This window comes from Acidovorax soli (assembly GCF_014207955.1).
Taxonomy (GTDB): Bacteria; Pseudomonadota; Gammaproteobacteria; order Burkholderiales; family Burkholderiaceae_C; genus Acidovorax; species Acidovorax soli_A.
This window is the reverse complement of sequence record NZ_JACHLK010000002.1, coordinates 380,340-405,618: the sequence shown is the minus strand read 5'-3', so window position 1 is coordinate 405,618 and position 25,279 is coordinate 380,340. Positions and strand designations below refer to the sequence as shown.

18 protein-coding genes are annotated in these 25,279 nt (G+C 69.0%); 13 read left to right on the top strand and 5 right to left on the bottom strand.

Features of this window, described 5'->3' with window-relative positions; all coding sequences use genetic code 11:
- The first annotated feature begins 106 nt into the window (after positions 1 to 106).
- The 4 genes from HNP48_RS06365 to HNP48_RS06350 are packed head-to-tail and all read left to right on the top strand — an operon-like array spanning position 107 to position 4,829.
- The gene (locus HNP48_RS06365) at positions 107 to 913 is read left to right on the top strand and encodes an SDR family NAD(P)-dependent oxidoreductase (RefSeq protein WP_184856035.1); all 807 of its coding nucleotides are present in this window, start codon (positions 107 to 109) and stop codon (positions 911 to 913) included.
- Positions 914 to 936: 23 nt separating this feature from the next.
- The gene (locus HNP48_RS06360; RefSeq protein WP_184856034.1) at positions 937 to 2,076 is read left to right on the top strand and encodes a DUF5938 domain-containing protein; all 1,140 of its coding nucleotides are present in this window, start codon (positions 937 to 939) and stop codon (positions 2,074 to 2,076) included.
- Between the two features lie 14 nt (positions 2,077 to 2,090).
- Positions 2,091 to 3,623 (top strand): long-chain fatty acid--CoA ligase, encoded by a 1,533-nt coding sequence (locus HNP48_RS06355; protein ID WP_184856033.1) that lies wholly within the window; start codon positions 2,091 to 2,093, stop codon positions 3,621 to 3,623.
- Positions 3,624 to 3,638: 15 nt separating this feature from the next.
- Positions 3,639 to 4,829, top strand: coding sequence for a lipid-transfer protein (locus HNP48_RS06350; RefSeq protein WP_184856032.1), 1,191 nt, complete (start codon positions 3,639 to 3,641; stop codon positions 4,827 to 4,829).
- Here HNP48_RS06350 and HNP48_RS06345 read toward each other — a convergent pair.
- Both HNP48_RS06345 and HNP48_RS06340 read right to left on the bottom strand, forming a co-directional pair.
- The gene (locus tag HNP48_RS06345) at positions 4,826 to 5,800 is read right to left on the bottom strand and encodes a magnesium and cobalt transport protein CorA (RefSeq protein WP_184856031.1); all 975 of its coding nucleotides are present in this window, start codon (positions 5,798 to 5,800) and stop codon (positions 4,826 to 4,828) included. The two genes, HNP48_RS06350 and HNP48_RS06345, sit on opposite strands and share 4 nt — an antisense overlap.
- Before the next feature lie 110 nt (positions 5,801 to 5,910).
- Positions 5,911 to 6,345, bottom strand: a complete 435-nt coding sequence (locus tag HNP48_RS06340) for a Fur family transcriptional regulator (protein ID WP_184856030.1) — start codon at positions 6,343 to 6,345, stop codon at positions 5,911 to 5,913.
- A gap of 246 nt (positions 6,346 to 6,591) precedes the next feature.
- Here HNP48_RS06340 and HNP48_RS06335 point away from each other — a divergent pair, with 246 nt between their 5' ends.
- The 6 genes from HNP48_RS06335 (at position 6,592) to HNP48_RS06310 (ending at position 15,904) form a co-directional block, all read left to right on the top strand.
- Positions 6,592 to 7,302: an ABC transporter ATP-binding protein gene (locus HNP48_RS06335; protein ID WP_184856515.1), complete on the top strand. Its 711-nt coding sequence runs from the start codon at positions 6,592 to 6,594 to the stop codon at positions 7,300 to 7,302.
- A complete protein-coding gene (locus tag HNP48_RS06330; RefSeq protein WP_184856029.1) occupies positions 7,299 to 8,696 on the top strand; it encodes an ABC transporter permease subunit in 1,398 nt (465 codons plus the stop codon). Before HNP48_RS06335 ends, HNP48_RS06330 begins: the two co-directional genes overlap by 4 nt.
- Positions 8,697 to 8,699: 3 nt before the next feature.
- On the top strand, positions 8,700 to 10,160 hold the full coding sequence (locus tag HNP48_RS06325) for an ABC transporter permease subunit (protein ID WP_221480136.1): 1,461 nt from the start codon (positions 8,700 to 8,702) through the stop codon (positions 10,158 to 10,160).
- A gap of 40 nt (positions 10,161 to 10,200) precedes the next feature.
- Complete coding sequence (locus tag HNP48_RS06320; RefSeq protein ID WP_184856027.1) at positions 10,201 to 12,378, top strand: TonB-dependent siderophore receptor; 2,178 nt, start codon at positions 10,201 to 10,203, stop codon at positions 12,376 to 12,378.
- A gap of 81 nt (positions 12,379 to 12,459) precedes the next feature.
- Positions 12,460 to 12,678 carry a hypothetical protein gene (locus tag HNP48_RS06315; protein ID WP_184856026.1) on the top strand — a complete coding sequence of 73 codons (219 nt, stop codon included), beginning with the start codon at positions 12,460 to 12,462 and terminating at the stop codon, positions 12,676 to 12,678.
- 184 nt (positions 12,679 to 12,862) lie between these two features.
- Positions 12,863 to 15,904: a PAS domain S-box protein gene (locus HNP48_RS06310; RefSeq protein ID WP_184856025.1), complete on the top strand. Its 3,042-nt coding sequence runs from the start codon at positions 12,863 to 12,865 to the stop codon at positions 15,902 to 15,904.
- Between the two features lie 225 nt (positions 15,905 to 16,129).
- Here the strand turns inward: HNP48_RS06310 and msrA are convergent, their stop codons facing one another.
- Genes msrA through msrB form a run of 3 tightly spaced genes read right to left on the bottom strand, consistent with a single transcriptional unit; the run spans position 16,130 to position 19,249 of the window.
- Positions 16,130 to 16,861 (bottom strand): peptide-methionine (S)-S-oxide reductase MsrA, encoded by a 732-nt coding sequence (msrA, locus tag HNP48_RS06305; RefSeq protein WP_184856024.1) that lies wholly within the window; start codon positions 16,859 to 16,861, stop codon positions 16,130 to 16,132.
- Positions 16,862 to 16,908: 47 nt separating this feature from the next.
- On the bottom strand, positions 16,909 to 18,735 hold the full coding sequence (locus HNP48_RS06300; protein WP_184856023.1) for a cytochrome c biogenesis protein DipZ: 1,827 nt from the start codon (positions 18,733 to 18,735) through the stop codon (positions 16,909 to 16,911).
- Positions 18,736 to 18,748: 13 nt separating this feature from the next.
- Positions 18,749 to 19,249, bottom strand: a complete 501-nt coding sequence (gene msrB / locus HNP48_RS06295) for a peptide-methionine (R)-S-oxide reductase MsrB (protein ID WP_184856022.1) — start codon at positions 19,247 to 19,249, stop codon at positions 18,749 to 18,751.
- Between the two features lie 142 nt (positions 19,250 to 19,391).
- Between msrB and HNP48_RS06290 the strand changes: the two genes are divergently transcribed.
- From HNP48_RS06290 to HNP48_RS06280, 3 genes are all read left to right on the top strand, one after another.
- A complete protein-coding gene (locus tag HNP48_RS06290; protein WP_184856021.1) occupies positions 19,392 to 20,111 on the top strand; it encodes a response regulator transcription factor in 720 nt (239 codons plus the stop codon).
- A complete protein-coding gene (locus HNP48_RS06285; protein ID WP_184856020.1) occupies positions 20,108 to 21,634 on the top strand; it encodes an ATP-binding protein in 1,527 nt (508 codons plus the stop codon). Before HNP48_RS06290 ends, HNP48_RS06285 begins: the two co-directional genes overlap by 4 nt.
- Positions 21,635 to 21,739: 105 nt before the next feature.
- The gene (locus HNP48_RS06280) at positions 21,740 to 25,120 is read left to right on the top strand and encodes an EAL domain-containing protein (RefSeq protein WP_260420116.1); all 3,381 of its coding nucleotides are present in this window, start codon (positions 21,740 to 21,742) and stop codon (positions 25,118 to 25,120) included.
- The last annotated feature ends 159 nt before the right edge of the window (positions 25,121 to 25,279 follow it).

Below are 25,279 nucleotides of genomic sequence, written 5' to 3'. Positions count from 1 at the left end.
AAGTGTCAAGAAAAAGTCTTGACACTTGTCCAACACATTTCCAGAATCGATTCCGTTCCCTGCAAAAACGCGGGGGGCCAACGATCCCAAAACCAGGAGACAAGACATGGCGAAGTTCGATTTGACCGGCCGCAAGGCCCTGGTCACCGGTGGCGCGCGCGGCCTCGGTGAAGGCATGGCCCAGGCACTGGCGGCCGCGGGCGCATCGGTGATGGTTGGTGACGTGCTCACGTCGCTGGGCCAGGAGACGGCGGGCAAGCTGCCGGTGACCGGCGGCGCCAAGGCCGGCTTCGTCAAGCTCGACGTGACGCAGGAGGCCGACTGGGCCACCGCCGTGCAGGCCACACAGGAGACGCTGGGCGGCTTCGACATCCTCATCAACAACGCCGGCATCGAGGTCACGGCCCTGGTGTCCGAGATCGAGGCCGAATCGCTGCGCCGCATGCTCGACGTGAACATCGTGGGCACGGCGCTGGGCCTCAAGCACGCCTTCCGCGCCATGCGCCCGGGCGGCAGCGCGGGCAAGGGCGGGGCGGTGGTCAACATCGCCTCGGTGGCGGCGACCATCGCCTTCCCGGCGATCGCGGGCTACTCGGCCACCAAGTCGGCCGTGGACCGGCTCACCCGCGTGGCGGCCATGGAGTCGGGCAAGCTCGGCTTCGGCGTGCGCGTGAACTGCATCTACCCGGGCCTGGTGCCCACCGAGATGGGCATGAAGCTCGCTGCCGACGTGGTGGCCGCGGGCCTGTTCCCATCGCCCGAGGCCGCCGTGGGCGCCATCATCGAGCAGACGCCCGCGGGCCGCCTGGGCGAGGTGGCCGACATGGCCGACGCCGTGGTCTTCCTGTGCTCAGACGCCTCGCGCTTCATCACCGGCGCGGGCCTGCCGGTCGATGGCGGCATGGGCATGTGAGCGGCACACCAGGAGACAAGAACATGAGCAAAAGCAGCAGCAAGAAACCCGTCGTGGTCTACGGCGCCTCCGGCTACACCGGCCGGCTGGTCTGCGAGTACCTGCGCGAGTACAACATCCCCTTCATCGCGGCCGGCCGCAGCAAGGAAAAACTCGACGATGCGATGAAATCGCACGTGCCCGGCATCGAAACCGCCAGCTACGAGGTGGTGGAGGTGGCGCACACGGTGGAGGCGCTCAGTGCGCTGTTCGACGGCGCCAGCGTGGTGCTCAACACCGTGGGCCCCTTCGCCAAGTTCGGCCACGAGGTGGCGCAGGCTTGCCTGGCCACGAAGTGCCACTACACCGACACCACGGGCGAGCAGGACTGGCTGATCACCCTGGAGGCCGAGTACGGCGCACGCTTCGCCGCCGCCGGCCTGCTGCTCTCGCCCGGCCTGGCGCAGATGTACACCACGGGCGAAATCGCCGCCCAGCTGTGCCTGGAGACTCCGGGCCTCGATACCCTGGACATCGCGGTCTTCTGGGGCGGCAGCCCGACGGTGGCCTCCACCCAGACCATTTTGGTCAACGCTGCCACCTCCAAAGCCTACTTCCTGGAGCAGAACCAGTACGTCGAATGGCAGCCCGACGCCGGCCTGTACAGCCTGGCCATCCCCGGCCAGCACGAGACGGCGCTGGCACTGCCCTGGGGCGGCACCTCGCACCCCGTGTGGTTCAAGAAGGACCCGCGGGTGGCCAACGTCAAGGTGCTGGGTGGCGTGTTCAACAAGCCGCTGATGCTGGGCGTGCCGCAGATCGTGGCCGCCGCGCTCAAGGCCACCGAGGGCATGAACGAGGAGGACCGCTACGCCGCCCTGGCGCAGACGGCCGCCAGCGTGATGGGCAGCATGCCGCCGCGCGAGAACCCGCGCATCAACAAGTCGGTGGACTCGGTGCATGCCTCGGGCCCGCTGGGGCGCGCGCACTGCGTCATCTACGGCAACTGCAACTACAAGCAGACCGGGCTGATGCAGGCCTATGCCGCGGCCTATCTGCTGCAGCAGGCACCGCGCCGCGTGGGCTTTGCCTCGGGCTGCCAGGCCTTCGGCCACCACGAGCTGCTGGGCGTGCTGCGCAGCTTCGGCCTGGTGCAGCCGCCCGTGCTCACGGTGCAGCACTGATCAGGCGCCCCCCAATGCGCCTGATCGACTACCTCGACAAGGGGGCCATGCTAGGCGAGGACGCGCCGTGCCTGACCATGGGCACGGCCGACCTCTCGTACGGCGAGGTGCAGCGCACCAGCCACCGCGTGGCGCGGGCACTGCAGCGTTCGGGCATTGCGCCGGGCGACAAGGTGGCCGTGCTCTCCAGCAACGATGCGCTGGCCTTTGCCTGCGTGTTCGGCATCTCGCGTGCCGCTGCCGTGTGGTGCCCGGTGAACCCGCGCAACGAGGCGGCAGAGAACCGCTACGTGCTCGACGCTTTCGACTGCAGCTGCCTGATCTTCCACAGCGCCTACGCGCCCATGGTGGAGCAGATGCGCGCAGAGCTGCCCAAGGTGCGCCAGTTCGTCTGCCTGGATGCGGCCCTGGGCTGGGCGCCGTCGTGGGCGCAGTGGGTGGAGGGGGTGAACGACGACCCCGTGGACATTGCCACCGTGGACGACCTGGCCATGATCGCCGGCACCGGCGGCACCACGGGCCAGCCTAAGGGCGTGATGCTTTCGGGCCGCAACCTGGAGACCATGTCCGCCCTCACGCTCATGGGCTACCCCTTCGACGGCCGGCCCGTGTACCTGGCCCTCGCGCCGCTCACCCATGCCGCCGGCGTGCTCTGCCTGCCGGTGATGGCACTGGGCGGGCGCATCGTCATCATGCCCAAGCCCGACCTGGGCGAGTTCCTGGCGTTGGTGGAGCGGCACGGGGTGACCCACACCTTCCTGCCGCCCACGCTGATCTACATGCTGCTGCAGCACGAGAAGCTGGCCAGCACGCGGCTCGACTCGCTGCAGTGCTTCTGGTACGGGGCGGCGCCGATTTCGGCGGCGCGGCTCGAAGAGGCGCTCACGGCCATCGGCCCGGTGATGGCCCAGCTCTTCGGCCAGACCGAGGCACCGATGATGATCTCCATGATGTCCCCGCGCGAGCATTTCCATGCCGACGGCACTGTGGCGCGCGAGCGCCTGGCGAGCGCCGGCCGGCCCGGCCCGCTGGTGCAGGTGGCCACCATGGACGGCGAAGGCCGGCTGCTGCCGCGCGGCGAGACTGGCGAAATCGTGGTGCGCAGCTCGCTGGTGATGATGGGCTACTACCAAAACCCCGAGGCCACGGCCGAGGCAGGGCAGGGCGGCTGGCACCACACGGGCGACATCGGCCGGGTGGATGCCGATGGCTACCTTTTCATTGTGGACCGCGCCAAGGACATGATCATCACCGGCGGCTTCAATGTCTACTCGGTCGAGGTCGAGCAGGCGCTGATGCAGCACCCCGATGTGCAGGACGGCGCCGTCATCGGCCTGCCCGACGACAAGTGGGGTGAGCGGGTGGTGGCCGTGCTGCAGCTGCGGCCGGGACGCACGGTGCAGCCCGAGGAGGTGATCGCCTTCACCAAGGCGCGCATCGGCAGCGTGAAGGCGCCCAAGCAGGTGGAGATCTGGCCCGACCTGCCGCGCTCCAAGGTGGGCAAAGTGCTCAAGAAGGACATCCGTGCCACCGTGCTGGCGCGCTGAGAGAGAAAGCCATCCATGTCACACAAGGCATTCATCGCAGGCGTGGGCATGGTGCCCTTCGCCAAACCCGGCGCCAGCGAACCCTACCCGGTGATGGCCGCGCAGGCTGGCCGGCTGGCGCTGGAAGACGCAGGCGTCGCCTACGGCGCCATCGAACAGGCGTACGTGGGCTATGTCTATGGGGATTCCACCAGCGGGCAGAAGGCTGTCTACGGCCTGGGGATGACGGGGATTCCGGTCTTCAACGTCAACAACAACTGCTCGACCGGCTCGACGGCACTGTTCCTGGCGCGCCAGGCGGTGGAAAGCGGCGCGGCCGACTGCGTGCTGGCCCTGGGCTTCGAGCAGATGAACCCGGGCGCCATCGGCACCGTGTTCAACGACCGGCCCAGCCCCTTCGAGGACTTCGACCGCGAGGCCGAGGCCCTGGCCGGCGTGCCCGAGCTGCCGCTGGCGCTGCGCTACTTTGGCGGGGCGGGGCAGAGCCACATGCGCCAGTACGGCACGCCGCTCGAAGCCTTTGCCAAAGTGCGCGCCAAGGCCAGCCGGCATGCGGCACGCAACCCGCTGGCCCTGCTGCGCAAGGAGCTGTCGGTGCAGGACGTGATGGACGCCCCCATGCTCTGGCCCGGCGTGCTCACCCGGCTCATGGCCTGCCCGCCGACCTGCGGCGCGGCCGCGGCGGTGCTGGTGTCCGAGGCCTTTGCGAAGAAGAAAAGCTTGCGCACCGATGTGTTCATCGCCGCCCAGGCCATGACCACGGACCGGCCCGACACCTTCGACAGCCACGACATGATGCGCCTGGTGGGCTACGGCATGACGCAGGAGGCCGCGCGCAAGGTCTACGAGCAGGCCGGCATCGGCCCCCAGGATCTGGACGTGGTGGAGCTGCACGACTGCTTCGCCCAGAACGAACTCATCAGCTACGAGGCCCTGGGCCTGTGCCCGCCGGGCGGGGCCGCGGCCTTCATCGATGCGGGCGACAACACCTATGGCGGCCAGGTGGTGACCAACCCCTCGGGCGGGCTGCTGTCCAAGGGCCACCCACTGGGTGCCACGGGCCTGGCCCAATGCTACGAGCTCACGCACCAGCTGCGCGGCAGCGCGCAGGAGCGGCAGGTTCCCGGGGCGCGCACGGCGCTGCAGCACAACCTGGGGCTGGGCGGGGCCTGCGTGGTGACCCTGTACGCCAGCAAGGATGGCTAGAGCCACCCGGCCTTGCGAAATCGATAATAGACATAGGAGCAGACACTGAAGATGAGCAGCAACGCGGCCGGATAGCCATAGCGCCACTTGAGCTCCGGCATGTGCTCGAAGTTCATGCCCCAAATGCCCACAAAGGCCGTGCAGATCGCGAAAATACCGGCCCAGGACGCGAGGCGCTTGGTGATCTCGTTGTCTTCGATGGTCACCATGGACAGGTTCACCTGGATGGCCGTTCCGATGGTGTCGCGCATGCCGTCGATCAAGCCGTTGATGCGCACGAGGTGGTCCACGACGTCCCGAAAGTACTCCTGCGACCCCATGCAGATCTGGGGTACGCGCCCACCGTGCAGCTTGCCCACCCCTTCCACGAGCGGCGAAACCGCGTGTTTGAGGAGCATGACGCGTTGCTTGAGGTTGTACAGCTGCTCGATGCTGTCGCGGGCGGCCTTCTGGGTGAAGATCTGGTGCTCGATCTTCTCCAGTTCCAGCTCCAGGGCGTGGATGATGGGAAAGTAGCGATCGACCACCGCATCCATGAGCGCATACAGAACAAAGCCCGAGCCGTGGCGCAGCAGGTCGGGCTCCCTCTCGCAGCGGTCCCGCACGCCCAGAAAACCCTGCTTGCTGCGGTTGCGAACCGACAGCACGTAGTTCGGGCCGACAAAGACATCGACCTCGCCCTCGTTGAAATGGCCTGGCCTGCCGGGTTCGGGCTCCAGCAAATGCATCACGACGAAGAGGGACGCGCCGTACTCTTCGACCTTGGGGCGCTGGTGGCCGTGGTGCGCATCCTCGACGGCCAGTTCATGGAGGCCGAACTCCTCGCGCATCTCGGCCAGTTCCTCGGGCGTCGCATCGGCCAGCGCAACCCACACGAAGCACCCGGGCCTGGCGATGTACTCGCTGATGTCGGCAACAGGGATATCGGCCACTTTGGAACCGTTTTCGTAGGCAACGCAATTGATCAGCATGGGGGACCCTCCAGTGACTCTGACTGTGACGTCGAATCTTGCCACGGCAAAGGATGGGCCAATGGGCCTGGCCCCGCAGGATGCTCCCAAGCGGCCCGAGGGGACTCTGCCTAGCCAGCTTTTCTGGTGGCCACAGGGGGCTTGCTCCCGGCCTTCGGCGGCGCCACCTTTGCACAGTCCGCGCAGCGGCCATACAGCGTCAGCTCGTGCCGCTCCACCGTGAAACCCTTGGGCGCCATGCCGGCCAGGTCGCCCGGGCAGTCGTGCACGTCGAACACGCGTGAGCACACCGTGCACTGGAAATGGTGGTGGTGGTGCCCATGCTCGTGCTCGGCCGGCTCGTAGCGCGGGCTTTCACCGGGTAGCTGCACGGCCTGCAGCGATCCATCCTCGAGCAAGGCCTTGATGTTGCGGTAGACCGTGGCCATGCCCAGGCCCTGCACGGTTTCGCGCGCGCTCTCCAGCACCTCCTGCGGCGTGAGGGGGCGCTGGGCGTCTGCGATCGCCGCCAGGATGGCGGCGCGCTGCCGGGTCGATCGTTCCATGAAGTTGGGGGTGCCGTGGGGCTGTTGTTGAGAACCCATTATCGGGCACGTACTCCGGCCCGCACCCCGAGCGTAATTTCTTGCACCTGTTGCAATTGATATTGATAACGCATTATCATTTATGACTTGCGACGCCAGGCTGAGCCCGAACTGACGGGATCGCCCGGGTCCTGCCAACGGCACCGCCCCCCCGGCGCCAGCCACCCCGATTCCCCCAGACCGCCATCTCCGATGGAAGGACCCCCTGTGCTCGAAGCCATAGGCCTCACCAAACGCTACGGCGACCAGATCGCCCTGCACCCGCTCGACCTGTGCATCCGCCCGGGCGAGATCTACTGCCTGCTGGGCGCCAACGGCGCGGGCAAGACCACCACGGTCAACCTGTTCCTGAACTTCATCGCCCCCGATGGCGGCCAGGCCCTGGTGCACGGGGTGGACGTCACGCGCGAACCCGTGGCCACCAAGCACTACCTGGCCTACATCCCCGAGCAGGTCAACCTCTACGGCACGCTGACGGGGCTGGAGAACCTGCGCTACTTCGCCGCGCTGGCGCTGGGCGAGGCGCCGCCGCGTGCGCGCCTGCTGGAGCTGATGGCCCAGGTGGGGCTGGACGCCAGCGCTGCCGACAAGCGCGTGGCCGCGTACTCCAAGGGCATGCGCCAGAAGATCTGGATCGCCGTGGCGCTGGCCAAGGAGGCCAAGGCCCTGCTGCTGGACGAGCCCACCTCGGGCCTGGACCCGCATGCCGCCGCCGATTTCACCGGCCTGCTGCAGCAGGCGAGCGAGGCGGGCGTGGCCATCCTCGCGACCACGCACGACCTGTTCCACGCCAGGCAGACGGCCACGCGCATCGGCATCATGAAGCAGGGGCGCCTGGTGGAGAACCTCGACGCCGCGCAGATCAACGACACCGACCTGCAGGCCCTGTACCTGCAGCACATGCGGGGCACAGAATGATCTGGCGCATCGCCTTCAAGGACCTGCGCGAGCGCTTGCGCGACGGCCGCCTGTACTGGGCCGGCGGTCTGGTCGCCCTGCTGCTGCTCACGGCCCTGGCCGTGGGCGCAAGCCACCAGCGCGAGGCCCGCGCCGAGCAGGCCGCCGCGCAAAGCTCGGACTACAAGGACTGGCTGGCCCAGGGCGCACGCCACCCGCACGACGCTGCGCACCAGGGCATGCATGCCTTCAAGCCCGACGCGGCGCTGGCCCTGGTCGACCCGGGCATCAACCCCTACATCGGCAGCACCGTGTGGCTGCAGGCGCACCGGCAGAGCGAGGTGAAATTCCGCCCCGCGCAGGACGCCACGGGCCTGCAGCGCTTTGGCGACCTCTCGGTGGGCTGGATCCTGCAGGTGCTGGGGCCGCTGCTGGTGGTGGTGCTGGGCTTCAATGCCTTTGCGGGCGAACGCGAGCAAGGCATGCTGCGCCAGACCCTGAGCCTGGGTGTGCCGCCGCTGCGCCTGCTGTGGGGCAAGGCGCTGGCGCTGGCCATGGCCCTGGCGGTGCTGCTGGTGCCGGCCGCGCTGATCGCGGCGGTGGCCGTGGCCTTCTCTGCAGGCAGCGGAGAGCGCCTGGATGCCCTGCTGCGCTTTGCCGGGCTGGCGCTGGGTTATGCGCTGTACCTGGGCATCTTCGTGTTCCTCACGCTCGCGGTGTCGGCCGCCTCGCGCAGCTCGCGCGTGGCCATCACCGCGCTGCTGGCGCTGTGGATCGCCAATGCCGTGGTGGCGCCGCGCGTGCTGTCCGAGCTCTCGCGCGCCATCTTTCCCAGTCCGACGCGGCTCGAATTCAACCAGGCACTGGCGGCCGACCTCAAGGCCACGTCCGACCGCACCTGGATGCAGGCCTTCGGCACCACCGAACGGTGGAGCAAGGACGTGCCGCTGAATAAATGGGGCATTGCCCTCAAGCTCGACGACCAGGCCAGCTACGCCGTATACGACCGCCACTTCGGCCGGTTGTGGGACACCTGGGAGCAGCAGCAGGCCGTGCAGGAAGCCGGCGGCCTGCTGCTGCCGCTGCTGGCCGTGCGCAGCTTTTCGAGCACCATGGCCGGCACGGACTTCGCGCACCACCGCGACTTCACCACCGCTGCCGAGCGCCACCGCCGCCTGATCCAGGACATCGTGAGCCAGGACCTGGTGGACCACGCCGACCCGCTGGGCCACCAGCACTTCGCCTACCAGGCCAGCCCCGCGCTCTGGGCGCGGGTGCCGGCTTTCGATTACCACGCGCCCAGCGCCGGCTGGGCCCTGGCCCGGGGCGGGGGCAGCGCGCTGGTGCTGTGCGCCAGCCTGGCGCTGGCCGTGGCTTTTGCCTGGATTGCCGTCGCACGGCAGCGGGCGATATAGGAGCTGGCTGTGAACCCATCCCCCCGTTTTCTTCTCGTCGCCCGGCAGGAATTGCGCCTGCTGCTGCGTGACCGCAGCCTGTGGCTGGTCGGCGGCCTGTTTCTGCTGCTCGTGGGCTATGCGCTGTTCAACGGCATGCTGCAAACGCACCAGCGCGACCAGGCCCAGGCCGCCCTGGTGGCGGCCGACGGGCAGGCCCGTGCAGGTCAGTTGGCACAGCTGGGCCGCATCATGGCCGGCACCGAGGTGCCCACGCCCTTCGGCAACCCGGCCAACCCCGCCAACATGGCGGGCGGCCTGGGAGCGCAGCATGCCGTGATGCCCAGCGCGCCGCTGGCGCCCGTGGCCCTGGGGCAGACCGACCTGTTCCCCGCGCAGTTCAAGGTCACGCACCAGAGCAAGGTCAACCTCCTGCACAACAACGACATCGAAAACCCCTGGCATCTGCAAAGCGGGCATTTCGATCTGGCCTTCGTCGTGGTCTACCTGCTGCCGCTGTTGATCTTCGCGCTCAGCTACAACCTGCTGTCGGGCGAGCGCGAAGACGGCACGCTGCGCCTGCTGCTCTCGCAGCCGCTGGCGCTGCCCACGCTGGTGGCGGCCAAGATCGCCGTGCGCGCGGCCGTGCTGCTCGGGGCCGCGGTGCTGGTGCCGCTGGCGGTGCTGCTCATCGCCCGGCCCCAGGCCCTGGCCGCGCCCGGCGCCACCCTGTGGTGGGCGCTGGTGGTGGGCGCCTATGCGCTGTTCTGGTTCACGGCGGTGGTGGCGGTCAATGCCTTCGGCTGGTCGTCGGCCACCAACGCCATGGTGCTGGTCATCGGCTGGGTGGTGCTCGTGCTGGTGGCGCCGGTGCTGCTCAACATCGCCGTGACCCAGGCCAGCCCGGCCCCCTCGCGCGCCGAGCTGGCGGCCCGCACCCGGGTGGTCACGGCCCAGGCCATGTCGCACAACGCCACCTTGCTGGCCACCGACTACACGCATGTGGACCAACCCGACACGCTGGTGCCCCGGGACGGCCGCCTGGCCATGAGCGGCCGCGCCATGGCCAACTACCGCATACAGCGCCAGGTGGACGAGACCCTGCGGCCCGAGCTGGACCGCTTCGACGCACAGCAGGCGCGCCAGCAGGCACTGGTGGTGCGCTGGTCCGCCATCTCGCCCGCTGCGGTGGCCTACGAAGGCATCACCGCACTCGCCGGCACAGGGCACAGCCGCAACGCCTGGTTTCTGGCGCAGGTTGCCAGCTACCACCAGGCCTGGAAAGACTTCTTCTACCCCCGTATCGACGGCGGGCTGGCCCTGGCCGAGGCCGACTTCGCGCGCATCCCCGCCTTCCGCTGGCACGAGGAGGGGCAGGGCGCCGTGCAGGCCCAGGCCGCGCGGGCCGTGCTGCAACTGCTGCTGCCCACGCTGGTGCTGCTGGGCCTGGCCGGCTGGCGTCTGCGCCGCTACCGCGTGGTCTGACCCTGCTCCCCATTTTTCCAAACCCCAGAAAGACAACACCATGACACCATTGAAGCGCAGCGCCGTGGCGCTGGCCGCCGCGGCCGCCCTGCAGGGCGGGCTGGCCCAGACGGTCGAGGCCGAGCTGCCCTCCGTCGACATCCGCACAGGGCAAGACCGCGACAGCCTGCAACTGGACAACAAGAGCAGCAGCGCCTCGCGCCTGGGCCTCACGCTGCGCGAAACGCCGGCCTCGGTGGAAATCCTCTCGCAGGACCTGATGCAGGAGCGCGGCGCCCGCACCCTGAGCGAGGCCCTGCGCAGCACTGCCGGCATGGCCGGCGGCGGGCCGCCATCGTCGCCCACCACGCTGTCGCTGCGCGGCTTCACCAATGTGCTCTACCTGTACGACGGCGTGCGCATGTCGGGCGCGGGCGTGACCAACCGGGTGGAAGACACCTGGAACTACGAGCGCATCGAGGTGCTCAAGGGCCCGGCCTCGGTGCTGCAGGGCGATAGCGCCATCGGCGGCATCGTCAACTTCCAGGCCAAACGGCCCGACCGCCACAACCCCGGGCGCGAGGCCCTGCTGTCCTATGGCAGCTACGGCTCCACGCGCGCCGCCGTGGGGCTGGGCGGTGCCGTGGGCGAGACCGGCGCCTACCGGCTCGACTACAGCCGCAATGACACACGCGTTGGCACCATCGCGCGCAACAGCGAGCAACTGGAACACCTGACCACGGGCCTGTCCTTCGACGTGGCGCGCGCCACGCGGCTGGACCTGTCCTTCGACTACTCGCGCGACGAGGGCCATGCCTACTGGGGCACGCCCCTGATCCCGGGCAGCCTGTCCACCCAGCCGACCAGCGTGGTCAGCACGCCCGATGGCCGGGTGATCGACCGGCGCATCGCCCAGCGCAACTACAACGTGCTCGACGACAGGAATGGTTCCGAGGCCTACTGGCTGCGCGCCCGCGTCACCAGCCGCGTGACGCCTGAATGGACGCTGCGCAACGAATTCACGGCCAACAAGGTGGACCGTCTGTGGCGCAACTCCGAAAGCGCCGTCTTCAGCGCGCCGGGCTCCATCACGCGCGACCAGACCCAGATCGCGCACGACCAGCACTACCTGTCCAACCGGCTCGACGCCTCACACGAAGGCCGGCTGGCGGGCATGGCCCACAAGCTGGTACTGGGTGGCGAGGTGAGCAAGACCGACTTCGACAACACACGCCGCTTCTCCAACGGCTCGGCCAGCACCAATGCCGCCTTGCAGGTACCTCTGCTGGGCACCAGCACCGGCTACTACAACGACGATCCGGCCCTGATGGCCGGCGGCGGCAACCGCACCAACTTCACGGCGGATGTGCGCAGCACCTCGGTGTTTGCCGAAAGTTCGCTCAAGCCCGCGGCGGGGTGGACCCTGGTCGGCGGCCTGCGCCATGACCGCGTGGACGTGGACCGCAGTGTCACCGACCTCAACCTGGGCAGCTTCGCCGCCTTCGGCACGAAGTACACGTCCAACTCGGTGCGGCTGGGTACGGTCTACGACCTGTCTGCGGCCTCATCGGTCTACGCGCAGTACACCAATGCCACCATCCCCGTGGGTTCGCTGTTCCTGCTGTCCGCCGGCAATGCGGCCTTCCCGCAATCCAAGGGCAAGCAGTTCGAAGTGGGCTTCAAGCAGAGTGCGGGCGAGGTGGAATGGACGGCCGCGGCCTACCACATCTCGCTGGACAATGTGCTCTCGCGCGACGCCAACAACGCCAACCTCACGGTGAACAACGGCAGCCAGTCCTCGCGCGGGGTTGAGCTCTCCGCGGCCTGGCGCGCTACCAAGCAGCTCACCCTGTCGGGCAATGTGGCCGCGCTCGACGCACGCTTCGACTCGCTGGTGGAGGCGGGTGGGGTCTCGCGCGTGGGCAACACCCCGCCCAATGTGCCCGAGCGCGTGGCCAACCTGTTCGCCAACTACCGCTTCAAGGAGGTGCCGCTGGACCTGTACCTGTCCATCAACCACACCGGCCCCATGTACACGGACAATGCCAACCAGATCCGCATCAACGGCCACACCACGGCCGACATCGCGGCCAGCTACCGCCTCAAGCCGGCCCTCTTGACCCTGCGCGTGCGCAACCTCACGGACAAGCTCTACGCCAGCTACGCCGGTCGGGCCACCAGCCAGGTGCTGCTGGCGCCCGGGCGCACCCTGGAGCTGTCGGCCAAATTCGACTTTTGAACGACACCATCCATCGGCAATGGATGACAGGGCAGGGCGCATGGGCTGGCAAGAATGGGGCATTTCTCCCCGGAGTCGCCCATGCGCCGCATCACCCCGCTCCCGCAATCCGAAGTCGACAAGGCCGAACGCAAGGTCGACAACATCCTGGAAGAGCTGGAGGAGGAGACCCACACCGAGGTGCAGGACATCGACCTCGAAGACGTGGTCGAGACCGACCCGGCCACCGGACAGCCCGGTGTGCACAAGACGGTGGACATCACCGTGCAGCCGCGGCCCCAGCGCAAGTGGCTCAAGTAAAGCAGGCCAGCGCCTTGCGCAGCGACGCCCCTGAGACGGGCGCTGAATGCCAGTTTTCTTGCAAAGGCCGCATCCTCGCTTCACCCGAGCCGGACAGGCCGTTTTTCCCGCTACGATCTTCCCACAAGGCCCGGCTTGGCATGGCAAGCCCGGGCCGATCCAAGATGACAAGGAGTGGGAAGCAATGGACCAGGCGCTCCAGCCGAGCGTGCCCGCAACCGGCCGGCGGTTGTACCTGACCACGGCGGCGCTCGCCATCTCGCTGCTGGCGCTGGTGGCAGGCACCGTGCTGTTCGCCCAGCAGGCCGACGAGAACCGGCTGCGCGCCACGCTGCAGGCCGACCTGTCCAACCGCTTGCGCATGCTGCAGACCGTGCTGGTCTCGCTCAGCGATGCCGAGACCGGGCAGCGCGGTTACCTGCTCACAGGGCAGTCGAGCTACCTCGCGCCCTACCATGCGGCCTTGGAACGCATGCCCGGCCAGCTCAAGGGCCTGGACAGCATTCCGCTCAAGGACGCCCAGGTGCCGGCCCGGGCCGCCCAGGCGCGGGAAGCCATCCGCCTCAAGCTTGCCGAACTGCAGGAGACACTGCATGCCCATGACGCCAGCTCGCCCGAGGAGGCCCTGCGCCTGGTGCGCACCGACATGGGGGCAACCTATATGGACCAGGCACGCAGCCACATCCATGCGGTGCTCGATGCCATCCGCGCCGAACGCGACCGCCTGAACCTGGCCGTGGCCGAGGGCAGCGTCCAGAGCCGGCGCCTGGCCACCGGAACCGTGGCCGCACTGGTGCTGTTCGTGCTGCTCTGCGGGGTGCAGATCGTGCAACTGCTGGCGGGGCAGCGCCGCTACCAGAAGGCCCTGGCCGCGAGCGAGGCCCAGCACCGCAGCCTGGTCGAAGAGCAGGCGGAACTGGTGTCGCTGGCCCGCGCCGATGGCACCCTGGTCTACCTGAATCCCGCCTACCCCCGGGTTTTCCGCCTTGGCATCGATGAAATGCTGGGGACCAGCCTGTACCACTACGTGGCACCGGCGGACCGCGAGACCGTGCGCGAGCGCATCGCCCAGATCATGGCCACCGAGCAGGTGACCTTTGGCGAGAACCGCATGCTCACCCCGGACGGCACCGAAAAATGGATGGCCTGGACCAACCAGGTGCAAGTGGGGCCGGGCGGCGAGCGCCTGCTGCATTCCGTGGGGCGCGACATCACCGAACGCAAGCAGGCCGAGGCGGCCCTGCAGGCGAGTGAGGATTTCCTGGCACGCACCGGCCGGGTGGCCGGGGTGGGCGGCTGGGAGCTCGATCTCCACACGCTGGGGGTGCGCTGGTCCGATGGCATGCGCCGCATCCACGACGTGGAACCCGACTACCAGCCCACACTGGACTCGGTGCTCTCGTTCTATGAACCCGAGGCCGCGCGGCTGCTGCAGGAGGCCATGGCCGGCAAGGGCAACAGCCAGCCCCACGCCTTCGACCTGGAGCTGGAGCTGGTCACGGCCAGCGGCCGGCGCCGCTGTGTGCGCGCCGTGGGCGAGACCGAGCACGACACCCATGGCGAGCCGCGGCGCCTGGTGGGTGCGCTGCAGGACATCACCGAGCGCAAGGCCCTGGAGCGGCGCCTGGCCGAGAGCGAGCGCTTCGTGCGCGAAATCACCGACAACCTGCCCCTGCGCATCTCCTACGTGGACGCACAAGGCTGCTACCGCTTTGTCAACCAGCGCCAGAGCGAGCGCTTTGGCCGGCCGCGCGAGGAGATCCTTGGGCGCACGCGCGCCCAGTTGCTCAGCCGTCCCGACGATCCCGACGTGGCACAGGCCTTCGAGGCGGCCCTGGCTGGCACGCCCCAGCGCTTCGAATTCAAGGAAGAGGCCATCGGCCAGGTCCGCACCATCGAAAGCCAGCTCATCCCCGACACCGGGGCCGATGGCCGCACCAAGGGGGTCTTCACCATCGGCATCGATGTCACCGAGCGCAAGGCCACGGAGCGCAGGCTGCGCGAAATCACCGACATCTTCGACAACACCACCGATTTCATCGTGCAGACCGACTGGCGCGGCAAGGTCCAGTACCTCAACGCCGCGGCCCGCCGCGGGCTGGGCATCGCGCTCGATGCCCCGGTGCAGCACTACGACTACGAGCAGTTCAACACCGAAGAGACCAACCGGCGCCACCGCGAGGAAATCATCGAGAAGGTGATCCGCGACGGCGTCTGGGTGGGAGAAACCACCGTGCTGGGCGAGGGCGGGCGCATCGTGCCGGTGGACCACATGGTCATCGCCCACCGCGACGCCCAGGGGCGCGTCTCGCGCTACTCGGCCGTGATGCGCGATATCTCGGCCGAAGTCGCGGCGCGCCAGCAGCTGCTGCTGCAGACCAGCACCCTGCATTCGATTGCCGAGACCATTCCCGCCGTGGTGGCGGTGGTGGGGGCCGATGGGCACTACCGCTTTGCCAACCGTGCCTTCGAGCTGTGGTGCGGGCGCCCGCGCGGGCAGATCGTGGGCCTGACGCTGCCCGAGGTGCTGGGCGAAGAGGAATACCAGCGCAGCCTGCCCTGGGTGCAGCGCGTGCTGGCTGGCGAGACCGTGAACTTCGAGAAGGAATACGCGGGCCGGGCGCACAACCGGCACCTGGCCATCTCGTACATTCCACTGCGCGTGGACGACGGCGCGGTGGAAGGCTTCGTGGGCATTGCCCAGGACATCACCGAACACCGCGAGGAAGCCCACCGTCTGCTCATGCTCAGCGAGCGCGACGCGCTGACCGGCGTGCTCAACCGGGCGGGATTCGAGCGCTACCTGCAGCACAAGGCGCAGGAGGGCGATGCGGCCGGCCTGGCGCTGCTGTACATCGACCTGGACCGCTTCAAGCCGATCAACGACACCCACGGGCACCCGGTGGGCGACGAGGTGCTGCGCCAGTTCGCCCAGCGCCTGCAGGCCGCAGTGCGTCCCACCGACGCCGTGGCCCGGCTCGGTGGGGACGAGTTCGCCATCGTGCTGTCGGGCGTGCGCGAGAAGGCCCACGCCGATGCCGTGGCGGACAAGGTCGTCGAGGCGGCGCACGCGCCCTTCCGTACAGGGAGCCTTGTCCTCGCGCTCGGTGCCAGCGTGGGCGTGGCCCTGGGCAGGGGCGGCGACCAGGGCTGGCGGGGCCTGGTCGCCAGCGCCGATGCCATGCTCTACCAGGCCAAGGCCGGGGGACGCGGCCGACGGGCCTGAAGTGAAACACCCCCTGAGTCGCTTCGCGCCTTCCCTCTCTCTCCTCGCTGCGCGAGTCGGGAGGGGGACGCCCCCAGCGCGGCGGGGCGGCCCTTGCGCGGGGGCACTGGCTTGGGCCGCGCCAGTTTCAATCGTCGTGAGTGGCGCACAGCGCAATTGATAACTGACACGACACCGGCTAACGTCGTGGTTCGCCTTGCCGTGCTACAGCACTGTCTGAGCCGGTCAGGCCGCGCGCTTGACCAACGCGGGCTCGGCCCGGTAGCGGCTGGCAAACAGCCGCTTGAGGTGGGCCACCTTGGGCAGGTCGTTGATCACGATGTAGGGGTGGCGCGGGTTCTCGGTCAGGAAATCCTGGTGGTAGGCCTCGGCCGGGAAAAAGCTCGGGTCGCTTTCCACCCGGGTCACGATGGGTTTCTTGTACACCTTGAGTGTGTCGAGCTGGGCGATGTAGGCACGCGCCACCTTGTCCTGCTCGGGGCTGGCCGCGAAGATGGCCGAGCGGTACTGCGGGCCCGTGTCCGGCCCCTGGCGGTTGAGCTGGGTCGGGTCGTGCACCACCGAAAAGAAGATCTGCAGCAGCGCCCCATAGCTCACCTGGGCAGGGTCGTAGCTGATCTCCACCGACTCGGCATGCGCGGTGCGCCCGCTGCTCACCAGGTTGTAGCTGGCCGTGGCGGCCGAACCGCCGCTGTAGCCCGACACGGCCTTGTGCACCCCCTTGACATGCTGGAACACGCCCTGTACGCCCCAGAAGCAGCCACCGGCGAAGATGGCCTTTTCCAGCTTGGTGCTGCCCGCAGGAACATCCTGCGCGGGCGCGGGGATCACCACGGCGTCTTCGGCCGAGTGGGCCAGGTTCTGGAAAAGCAGGGCGCCGCCGGTCAGCGTGGCGCCGCCGGCCAGAAGCTGCAGCAGGCTGCGCCGGCTGGGGAAGGAAGGGGTGGTGGTTGCCATGGTGGAGAGCCTTTTTCGGAAGGTGGAGAGAGTGTGACGGGTTGCGTTCAGCCAAAGGTAAAGGCATAGGCATCGACAGGGGCATCCAGGAACTCGATGCTGAAGGTGCGTTCACGGATGTCGCCGCCCTGGCGCACGAGCTGGTACAGGCGTTGGTCGGTCACCGTGCCTGTGCCGTCGGCGGCCACATCCGTGCCGTGCGCAGCACCCGGAGGCTGGCCATCGACCGTGACCTTGAAGCGCACCGGCTTGCCGCCCGCGCCCGGCCCCAGCACCAGATGCAGGTCGCGGGCCTGGAAGCGGTAGACGATGCGGCCGCTGCCGCCGGAGAGCGTGGCGCGCTCGGCACCCACCGTCCACTGGCCGGCCAAGCCCCAGGCATTGAGTGCCGGCTGGGCGGGTGCTGTGTAGGTTTTGGCCTGGTCGCGCACGGCAGGTTCTGCCGAGGCAAAATTCTCGGCCCGCTCATAGCCCAGGTAGGTCTCGTGCGAGCGCACCGTCTTGAGGTCGGCAGGCTGGTGCACGCCCTGGCCGGCCACCTGGGTAAGCCCGTCCTGTGCCGGGGCGGCGCTGCCGGCTTCGCGCAACAGCTGCTGGATGGCGCGTTCCGACTCGGCATAGTTGCCTTCGCCGAAATGGTGGTAGCGCATGCGGCCCTGGGCATCGATCAGGTAGTGCGCAGGCCAGTAGCGGTTCTGGAAGGCGCGCCAGATGGCGTAGTTGTTGTCGATCGCCACGGGGTAGGTGATGCCCAGGTCGCGCACGGCCTTGCCCACATTGGCGGCATCGCGCTCGAAGGCGAACTCGGGCGCGTGCACGCCCACCACCACCAGGCCCTGGTCCTTGTACTTCTCGGCCCAGGCCTTCACGTAGGGCATGGCGCGCAGGCAGTTGATGCACGAGTAGGTCCAGAAATCCACCAGCACCACCTTGCCGCGCAGGCCGGCGGTGGTGAGCGGCGGGGAGTTGAGCCATTGCACGGCACCGTCGAGCGAGGGCACCTCGCCCTGGTCGGGCAGGGATCCGGTGCCCTGGCCTTTGGTCGCCACCATGGAAGGGCCGGCCCCGTCGGCAGCAGCCATCATGGCGCCGCCGGCCTGCATCATCATCGAGGGGCCGCCGCTCATGGCCATGGCGCCGCCCCCGTGGGGTTCGCCGCCGAGCCGGTCCACCAGGGCCTGCTCGATGCCCCCGGTGGACGCGGTCGACAGGCGCGCCAGCACGCCGGTGTCCAGGCCCAGCGCAATCGCAGCCACACCGGCCAGCATCGCACCGCCCAGACCACGGCGCACCCACTCGCCCACACCCAGCGAGCGCTTGAGCGCGGCGAACACCCGGCCGCCCAGCAGCAGGGCGGCTGCCATGGAGGTGGCCGCCCCCGCCGCATAGGCCAGCAAGAGCAGGGTAGTGCCCACGCTCGCGCCTTGCAGCGCCGCGCCCGTGAGGATCAGGCCCAGCACCGGCCCGGCGCAGGGTGCCCACAGCAGGCCCGTGGCGACGCCCAGCAACAGCGAGGCGCCCACGCGCGGCTGCCCATCGCCCTGGGCCGTCTGCGACAGCCTGTCGCCAGCGGCCACCAGGGGGCGTGCCAGCCGGGCGGAGAGACCGGGCCACAGGAGCGCCAGGCCGAACACCGCCAACAGCACCAGCGCCGCCCAGCGCCCATACTGGTTGGCGGCCACCACCCAGCCGCCGCCCACGGCGGCCAGCGTGGCCACGGCCGCAAAGGTCAGCGCCATGCCCGCCAGCAGCGGCAGGCCGCTGCGCACAAAGGGCTGGCTGGCGCGCGAGAAGACAAAGGGCAGCACGGGCAGGATGCAGGGGCTGACGATGGTCAGCACCCCGCCCAGATAGGCCAGAAGAATGAGCAGCATGGCAGGTCTCTCCTCAGGCGGCGCCAGGTGTGAACTGGAGCGACAGGCCGTTCATACAGTAGCGCAGGCCCGTGGGCTGGGGCCCGTCGTTGAACACATGGCCCAGGTGGCCGCCACAGCGGCGGCAGTGCACCTCCGTGCGCGCCATGCCGAAAGTACGGTCCGTGCGCGTGGCCACGGCCTTGTCCAGCGGCTTCCAGAAGCTGGGCCAGCCGGTGCCGCTGTCGAACTTGGTGGTGGAGGAAAACAGCGGCAGCGCGCAGCCCGCACAGGTGAAGGTGCCGGCGCGGTGCTCCTTGTTGAGCGGGCTGCTGCCCGGGCGCTCGGTGCTTTCCTGGCGCAGCACGGCGTACTGCTGGGGTGTGAGCTTGGCGCGCCACTGGGCGTCGGTCAGGGTCACTTCGAACACCTCGCTGCTGCCGGCGGCCGGGGCCTGGCGGTGCGAGAACACGGCGGCCAGGCCCAGGGCGCTGGCAGTGCCGGTGAACAGAAGATGGCGGCGGGTCGGTGTCATGGGCGTCCTCGGTCGGTAGATGGGGCACAGCTTAGGTTCGCGCCCATCGCCAAGTCCTCACGCAAACTTCAAAAATTCGTGATAACTCGGCAGGTGCGGATTGCGCACAATGCGGGCATCCGTTTGCCCGCCTGATCCACCCATGTCCACACCCCCTCCCAAACGCGTGCTGCTGGTCGAAGACGATGCCCACATCGCCGACCTGCTGTCCATGCACCTGCGCGATGAAGGCCTGCAGGTCGTGCATTGCGCCCGGGGCGACGAGGGAATGGCCCAGTTGGAACGCGGCGGTGACTGGGATGCGCTGGTGCTGGACCTGATGCTGCCGGGCGTGGACGGCCTGGAAATCTGCCGCCGCGCCCGCGCCATGGCGCGCTATGTGCCCATCATCATCATCAGCGCGCGGGCCAGCGAGGTGCACCGCATCCTGGGCCTGGAGATCGGTGCCGACGACTACCTGCCCAAGCCGTTCTCGGTGCTCGAACTGGTGGCCCGGGTGCGCGCCCTGCTGCGCCGGGCCGAGGCCATGGCGCAGAATGCGCGCCAGCAGGCGGGCAGCCTGTCGGTGGCCGGCCTGGCCATGGACCCGGTGGCGCGCGAGGCCCGCCTGGCCGGCCAGCGGCTGGAGCTGACGCCGCGCGAATTCGACCTGCTCTATTTCTTTGCCCGCCAGCCGGACAAGGTGTTCTCGCGCATGGACCTGCTCAACGCCGTCTGGGGCTACCAGCACGAGGGCTACGAGCACACGGTCAACACCCACATCAACCGCCTGCGCGCCAAGATCGAGGCCGACCCGGCCCAGCCCGCGCGCATCCTCACCGTCTGGGGCCGGGGCTACAAATTTGCCGGGGAGACCCCATGAGGCTCACGCTGACCCAGCGGCTGTCGCTGGTGTTCGCCGTGCTGCTGCTCGTGTGCAGCGGCACCTCGGCCTGGATGCAGGTGCGCTCCAACCGCATGCACGAGCTGGAGGTGGTGCAAGGCCTGTCGCGCGACCTGGCCGCGAGCATTGCGCGCGATGCCCAGCTCACCGACGCCGACGGCCTCATGCCCGGTGCCGTGCGCCAGCTGTTCAACCAGCTCATGGCGGTCAACCCCAGTGTGGAGGTCTACCTGCTCGGGCCCGACGGCCGCATCGCCGGGCATGCCGCGCCCGAAGGCCGGCTGCGCCGTGACCGGGTGGACCTGGCCCCCGTGCGCCGCCTGATCGACGGGGCGCCGCTGCCCATCCTGGCCGACGACCCGCGCAGCCAGGAAGGGCGCAAGGTCTTCAGCGCCGCGCCGCTGCGCGTGCATGGGCGCGACGTGGGCTTCATCTACGTGGTGCTGCTGGGCGAGGCGCACGACGCGGTGGCCGCACAGGGCTCCACCAATGCCGTGCTGACCACGGCGCTCTGGTCCATCGCCATGGTGGCGCTGCTGTGCCTGGCGGCCGGCCTGGTGGCCTTCACGCTCATCACGCGGCCGCTGCGCCGCCTGACCGAGACCGTGCGCCGCTTCGACATGAGCGGCGCCACCCCGCCTGAGCCGTCTGCGGCGCCATCGGCACCACCCCATCCGGACAGCCGCGACGAAATCGCGGTGCTGGACGGGGCCTACCGCCAGATGGTGGCGCGCATCGGCGAGCAATGGCAGGCGCTGAACCGCCAGGACCAGGAACGGCGCGAGCTGATCGCCAATGTCTCGCACGACCTGCGCACACCCCTGTCCTCGCTGCACGGCTACCTGGAGACCCTGCTGGTCAAGGACGCCACGCTGCAGCCGGCCGAGCGCCAGCGCTACCTGGGTATCGCACTGGACCAGAGCCGCAAGGTGGGGGCACTGGCGCAGAGCCTGTTCGAGCTGGCGCGGCTCGAATATGGCTTCGTCCAGCCCGAGGCCGAGCCCTTTGCCATGCCCGACCTGGTGCAGGACGTGTTCCAGAAGTTCGAGCTGGCGGCCCTGGAGCGCCAGGTGGCCCTGCAGGCCGACATCGCGCCGCAGCTGCCTGCCGTACATGCCGACCTGGGCCTCATCGAGCGGGTGCTGACGAACCTGTTGGACAACGCGCTGCGCCACACGCCGCCGGGCGGCACCGTGACGGTGGCACTGGCCAGGGAAGGGGATGGCCTGGCCGTGCAGGTGCAGGACACCGGGCCCGGCATTGCGCCGGAGTTGCGCGAAGGCCTGTTCGAGCGGCCCTTCGCCGTGGGGGGCGCGCGGCGCGGCGGCGGCCTGGGGCTGCGCATCGCGCACCGCATCCTGGCGCTGCATGGCAGCCGCATAGCGCTGGTGGACAGGGTGGCGCCCGGCGCGGCCTTCCGCTTCACCCTGCCCAGGGCCGGCGGGGGGCCGCATGGCGCGGGCGCACCTCCAATAAGCGTTTCCCCTGAGGCGGGCTTGTAGGACAACGCCGCCACCTGCACGGCCCATGTAATTTTTTGCTACCGCGCAAGGCCTGTCGGGTGTAAGAATGGGCCATCCTGGCAGAACAGGGGGAGGGGAGGCCCATTGCTGCGTTCGAGCTTCGAATCGAAGGTCCTGACCGCGTTCATCGCTGCCGCCCTGGTGGTGGCCGGTGTCACCGTGATGGGCTGGAAGCTGGCCGATGATGCCGAGGAGGCGACCGGCTGGGTGGCCCATACCCACCAGGTGCTGGGCAACGTCGCGCACATCCGGGCCAACACCCTGCAGATCGAGCTGAGCACGCAGAGCTTTCGCATCACCGGAGACCCCGCGCACATCACCGAGCGCGATGCCGCGGCCGAGGCCCGCGAGGCCATGCTGTCGCAGCTGCGCCAGCTCACGGCCGACAACCCCTTGCAGCAGGAGCGCTGGACCCTGCTGCGCCAGATGGTGGACGAGCGGCTGGCCATCTCCCGCCGGGTGGAGATGCTGCGCAAGACCCAGGGCCCCGAAGCCGCCAATGCCTACGTGGCCACGGCCCCGCTGCAAAAGACGCGCGACCGCATCCATGAACTGCTGCGCGGCCTGGAGTTCGAAGAGGCCGCGCTGCTGCGCGAGCGCACCGAGGCGCAGTTGCGCACACGCCGCCTGCTGCTTGCCGCCAATGGCATCGCAGTGGTGGTGCTCATGGGGCTGCTGGCGGGTGCCTTTGCACTCATCAGCAGCCAGCTGCGCGAGACCCGCCAGACCCAGCGCGCCCTGGCCGACAGCGAGGAAAGCCTGGCCACCACCCTGCAGTCCATCGGCGACGCCGTGCTGGCCACCGACACCGAAGGCCGCGTGACGCGCATGAACCCGGTGGCCGAGCGCCTGACCGGCTGGACCTTCGAGATGGCGCGCGGCCTGCCCATCGACGTGGTGTTCCGCATCATCAACGAGGTCACGCGCGGGCCGGCCGTGGTGCCCGTGGCCCAGGTGCTGGCCACCGGCGTGGTCCATGAGCTGGCCAACCACACGACCCTGATCGCGCGCGACGGAACGGAGTGCCCGATCGCCGACAGCGCCGCGCCCATCCGCGCCAGCACGGGCGAGGTGACAGGCGTGGTGCTGGTGTTCCGCGACGAGACCCTGGCGCGCCAGGCCCAGCGCATGATCGTGAACGCCAATGCCCTGCTGGAGCAGCGCGTGCAGGAGCGCACCGCGCAACTGCGCACCAGCGAAGACCATCTGAACAGCGTGATCAACAGCGTGCCGGCGGTGCTCGCCTATGTCGATGCCGAAGAGCGCTATGTCTACGTCAACGCACAGCACAAGGCGCTGTATGCGCCGGACCGCGACGAGGTGGCCGGCCACACGGTGCGCGAGATCCTGGGCGAAGAGCGCTACGCCCATGCCGCCCCGCGGATCGAGCGCACCCTGCAGGGCGAGCGGCAAAGCTACGACTGGCAACCCTTTCCGGGCATGTGGCTGGCCATCGACTGCATCCCCAAGCGCGACGACGACGGACGCGTGCAGGGCTACTACGTGCTGGGCGCCGACATCACCGCGCGCAAGCAGACCGAGGAAGAGATCCTGGCGCTCAACGCGGCGATGGAAGACCATGTGCAGCGCCTGGAGCACACCACCCGGGCGCTCAAGACCCTGAGTGCCGGCAACCGCACCATGCTGCGCGCCGTGGACGAGCAGGGCCTGCTCTCCAGCATGTGCGAGGCCATCGTCACGGCCGGCGGCTACGCCATGGCCGTGGTCTGGTGCCGCCCGGCGGACGCTGCCAGCGGCCTGCTGGTGCCCATGGCGGAAAGCGCCGCCGCCAAGGCGCAGCCCTGGCTGCGTGCCTTGAACGCCCGCTGGCAGGCCGGTGACACCGGCCAGGGCGTGGTCGGCGACGCCATGCGCGCGGGGCTGGCCAGTGTGGGCCGGGGAGGGGAGCCGCCCGGCCCCGATGGCCCTGCCTGGCTGGCCGGCATGCCGGCAGCGGCCTCGGTGCTGGCCTGCCCGCTGCGGGTGGACAACGAGGTGATCGGCGTGCTGGCGATCTACAGCAACCGGTCGCAGATCTTCGAGCCCGACGAGATCACCTTCCTGGTCGAATCGGCCGACGACCTGGCCTTTGGCATCGCAACGCTGCGCCAGCGCAGCGAGCAGGCGCGGGTGCAGGAGGCCATGCAGCAGATGCGCCGCTACGACACCCTCACCGGGCTGCCCAACGAAGCGCAGTTCACGGAGGGCATGGTGTCCGCGATCGGAGCCGGCCGGCCGTTTGCCGTGCTGCAGGCCAATGTGGAGCGGCTCAGCGAGATCAACGACGCCCTGGGCTTTTGCTATGGCGACCAGATCCTCCAGGAAGTCGGGGCCCGCCTGGTCCAGGCCGTGCCCGCAGCCGCGACGGTGGGAAGGCTGCGCGGCGACGAGTTCGCCATCCTGCTGCCCCAGTGCAATGCCGATACCGCCGTGGCCATGGTACGCACCGTGGACGCCGTGCTGGCCCAGCCATTTGCGATTGCCGATATCTCGATGGAAGTCTCCGTCACCGCGGGCGTGGCCCTGTTTCCCCTGCACGGAGAAACCCCGCACGACCTGTACCGCCACATGGACACGGCCGTGCACCAGGCCAAGAAGGCCGGGGTCGGGCATGTGGTGTTCGATCCGGCGCAAAGCCACCACCACAACCAGGCACACCGGCTGCAGATGGCAGGCGAGCTGCGGCGCGCCATCGAGAATGGCGACCTGGCGCTGTACCTGCAGCCCAAGATCGACATGGTCACCGGGCAGGTGCGCGGGGCCGAGGGCCTGGTGCGCTGGCGCCACGCGGAGCGCGGCCTGCTCATGCCGGGCGACTTCATCGGGCTGGCCGAGCACACGGGGCTGATCAAGCCGCTGACCGAATGGGTGATCGAGGCCAGCCTCCAGCTCAACCATGGGTGGTCGGCCCGGGGCACGGCCCTGCCGATCGCCGTGAACCTGTCGGCGCGCAACCTGCGCGACGAGGCCCTGCTGCAGACCATCCGCCAACTGCAGGCCGCCTGGCCGGTGGCGCCCGGGCTGCTGGAGCTGGAGATCACGGAAACCACCGTCATGGGCGAGCCCGAACGCGCCCTGCGCGTGCTGCACGCGCTGCGCGACCTGGGCATCGTGCTGTACATCGACGATTTCGGCACCGGATACTCCTCGCTCAGCTACCTGCAGCAGCTGCCGGTGGAGTACATCAAGATCGACCAGTCCTTCGTCTGCGAGATGACGGAGAGCAAGGCGTCTGCCGTCATCGTGCGCTCCACCATCGACCTGGCCCATGACCTGGGCCGCAAGGTGGTGGCCGAGGGCATCGAGTCCCAGGAGCACTGGAACCAACTGGCGGCCCTGGGCTGCGACATCGGCCAAGGCTACTTCCTGGCGCGGCCCATGCCGGCGCACGAACTGCCGGGCTGGGTGGCGGGCTTCGTGGCGCCCGAGACGCGCACACGGACCGAGAACACCTTCGAGATCTGAGAGACTTCCTTCCACGCTGTAGCCCGTGTCCTACAGCCTGTTGCGGCGCACAAGAAGCGCCAGCGCCCCCCGCCAAAAATAGCATGGAATCTCGGTGAACGCGGGGCATGCGCCCCCGGGCACCGGATACCTGCCAACGGCGGCCCTGCGAATTGCCTC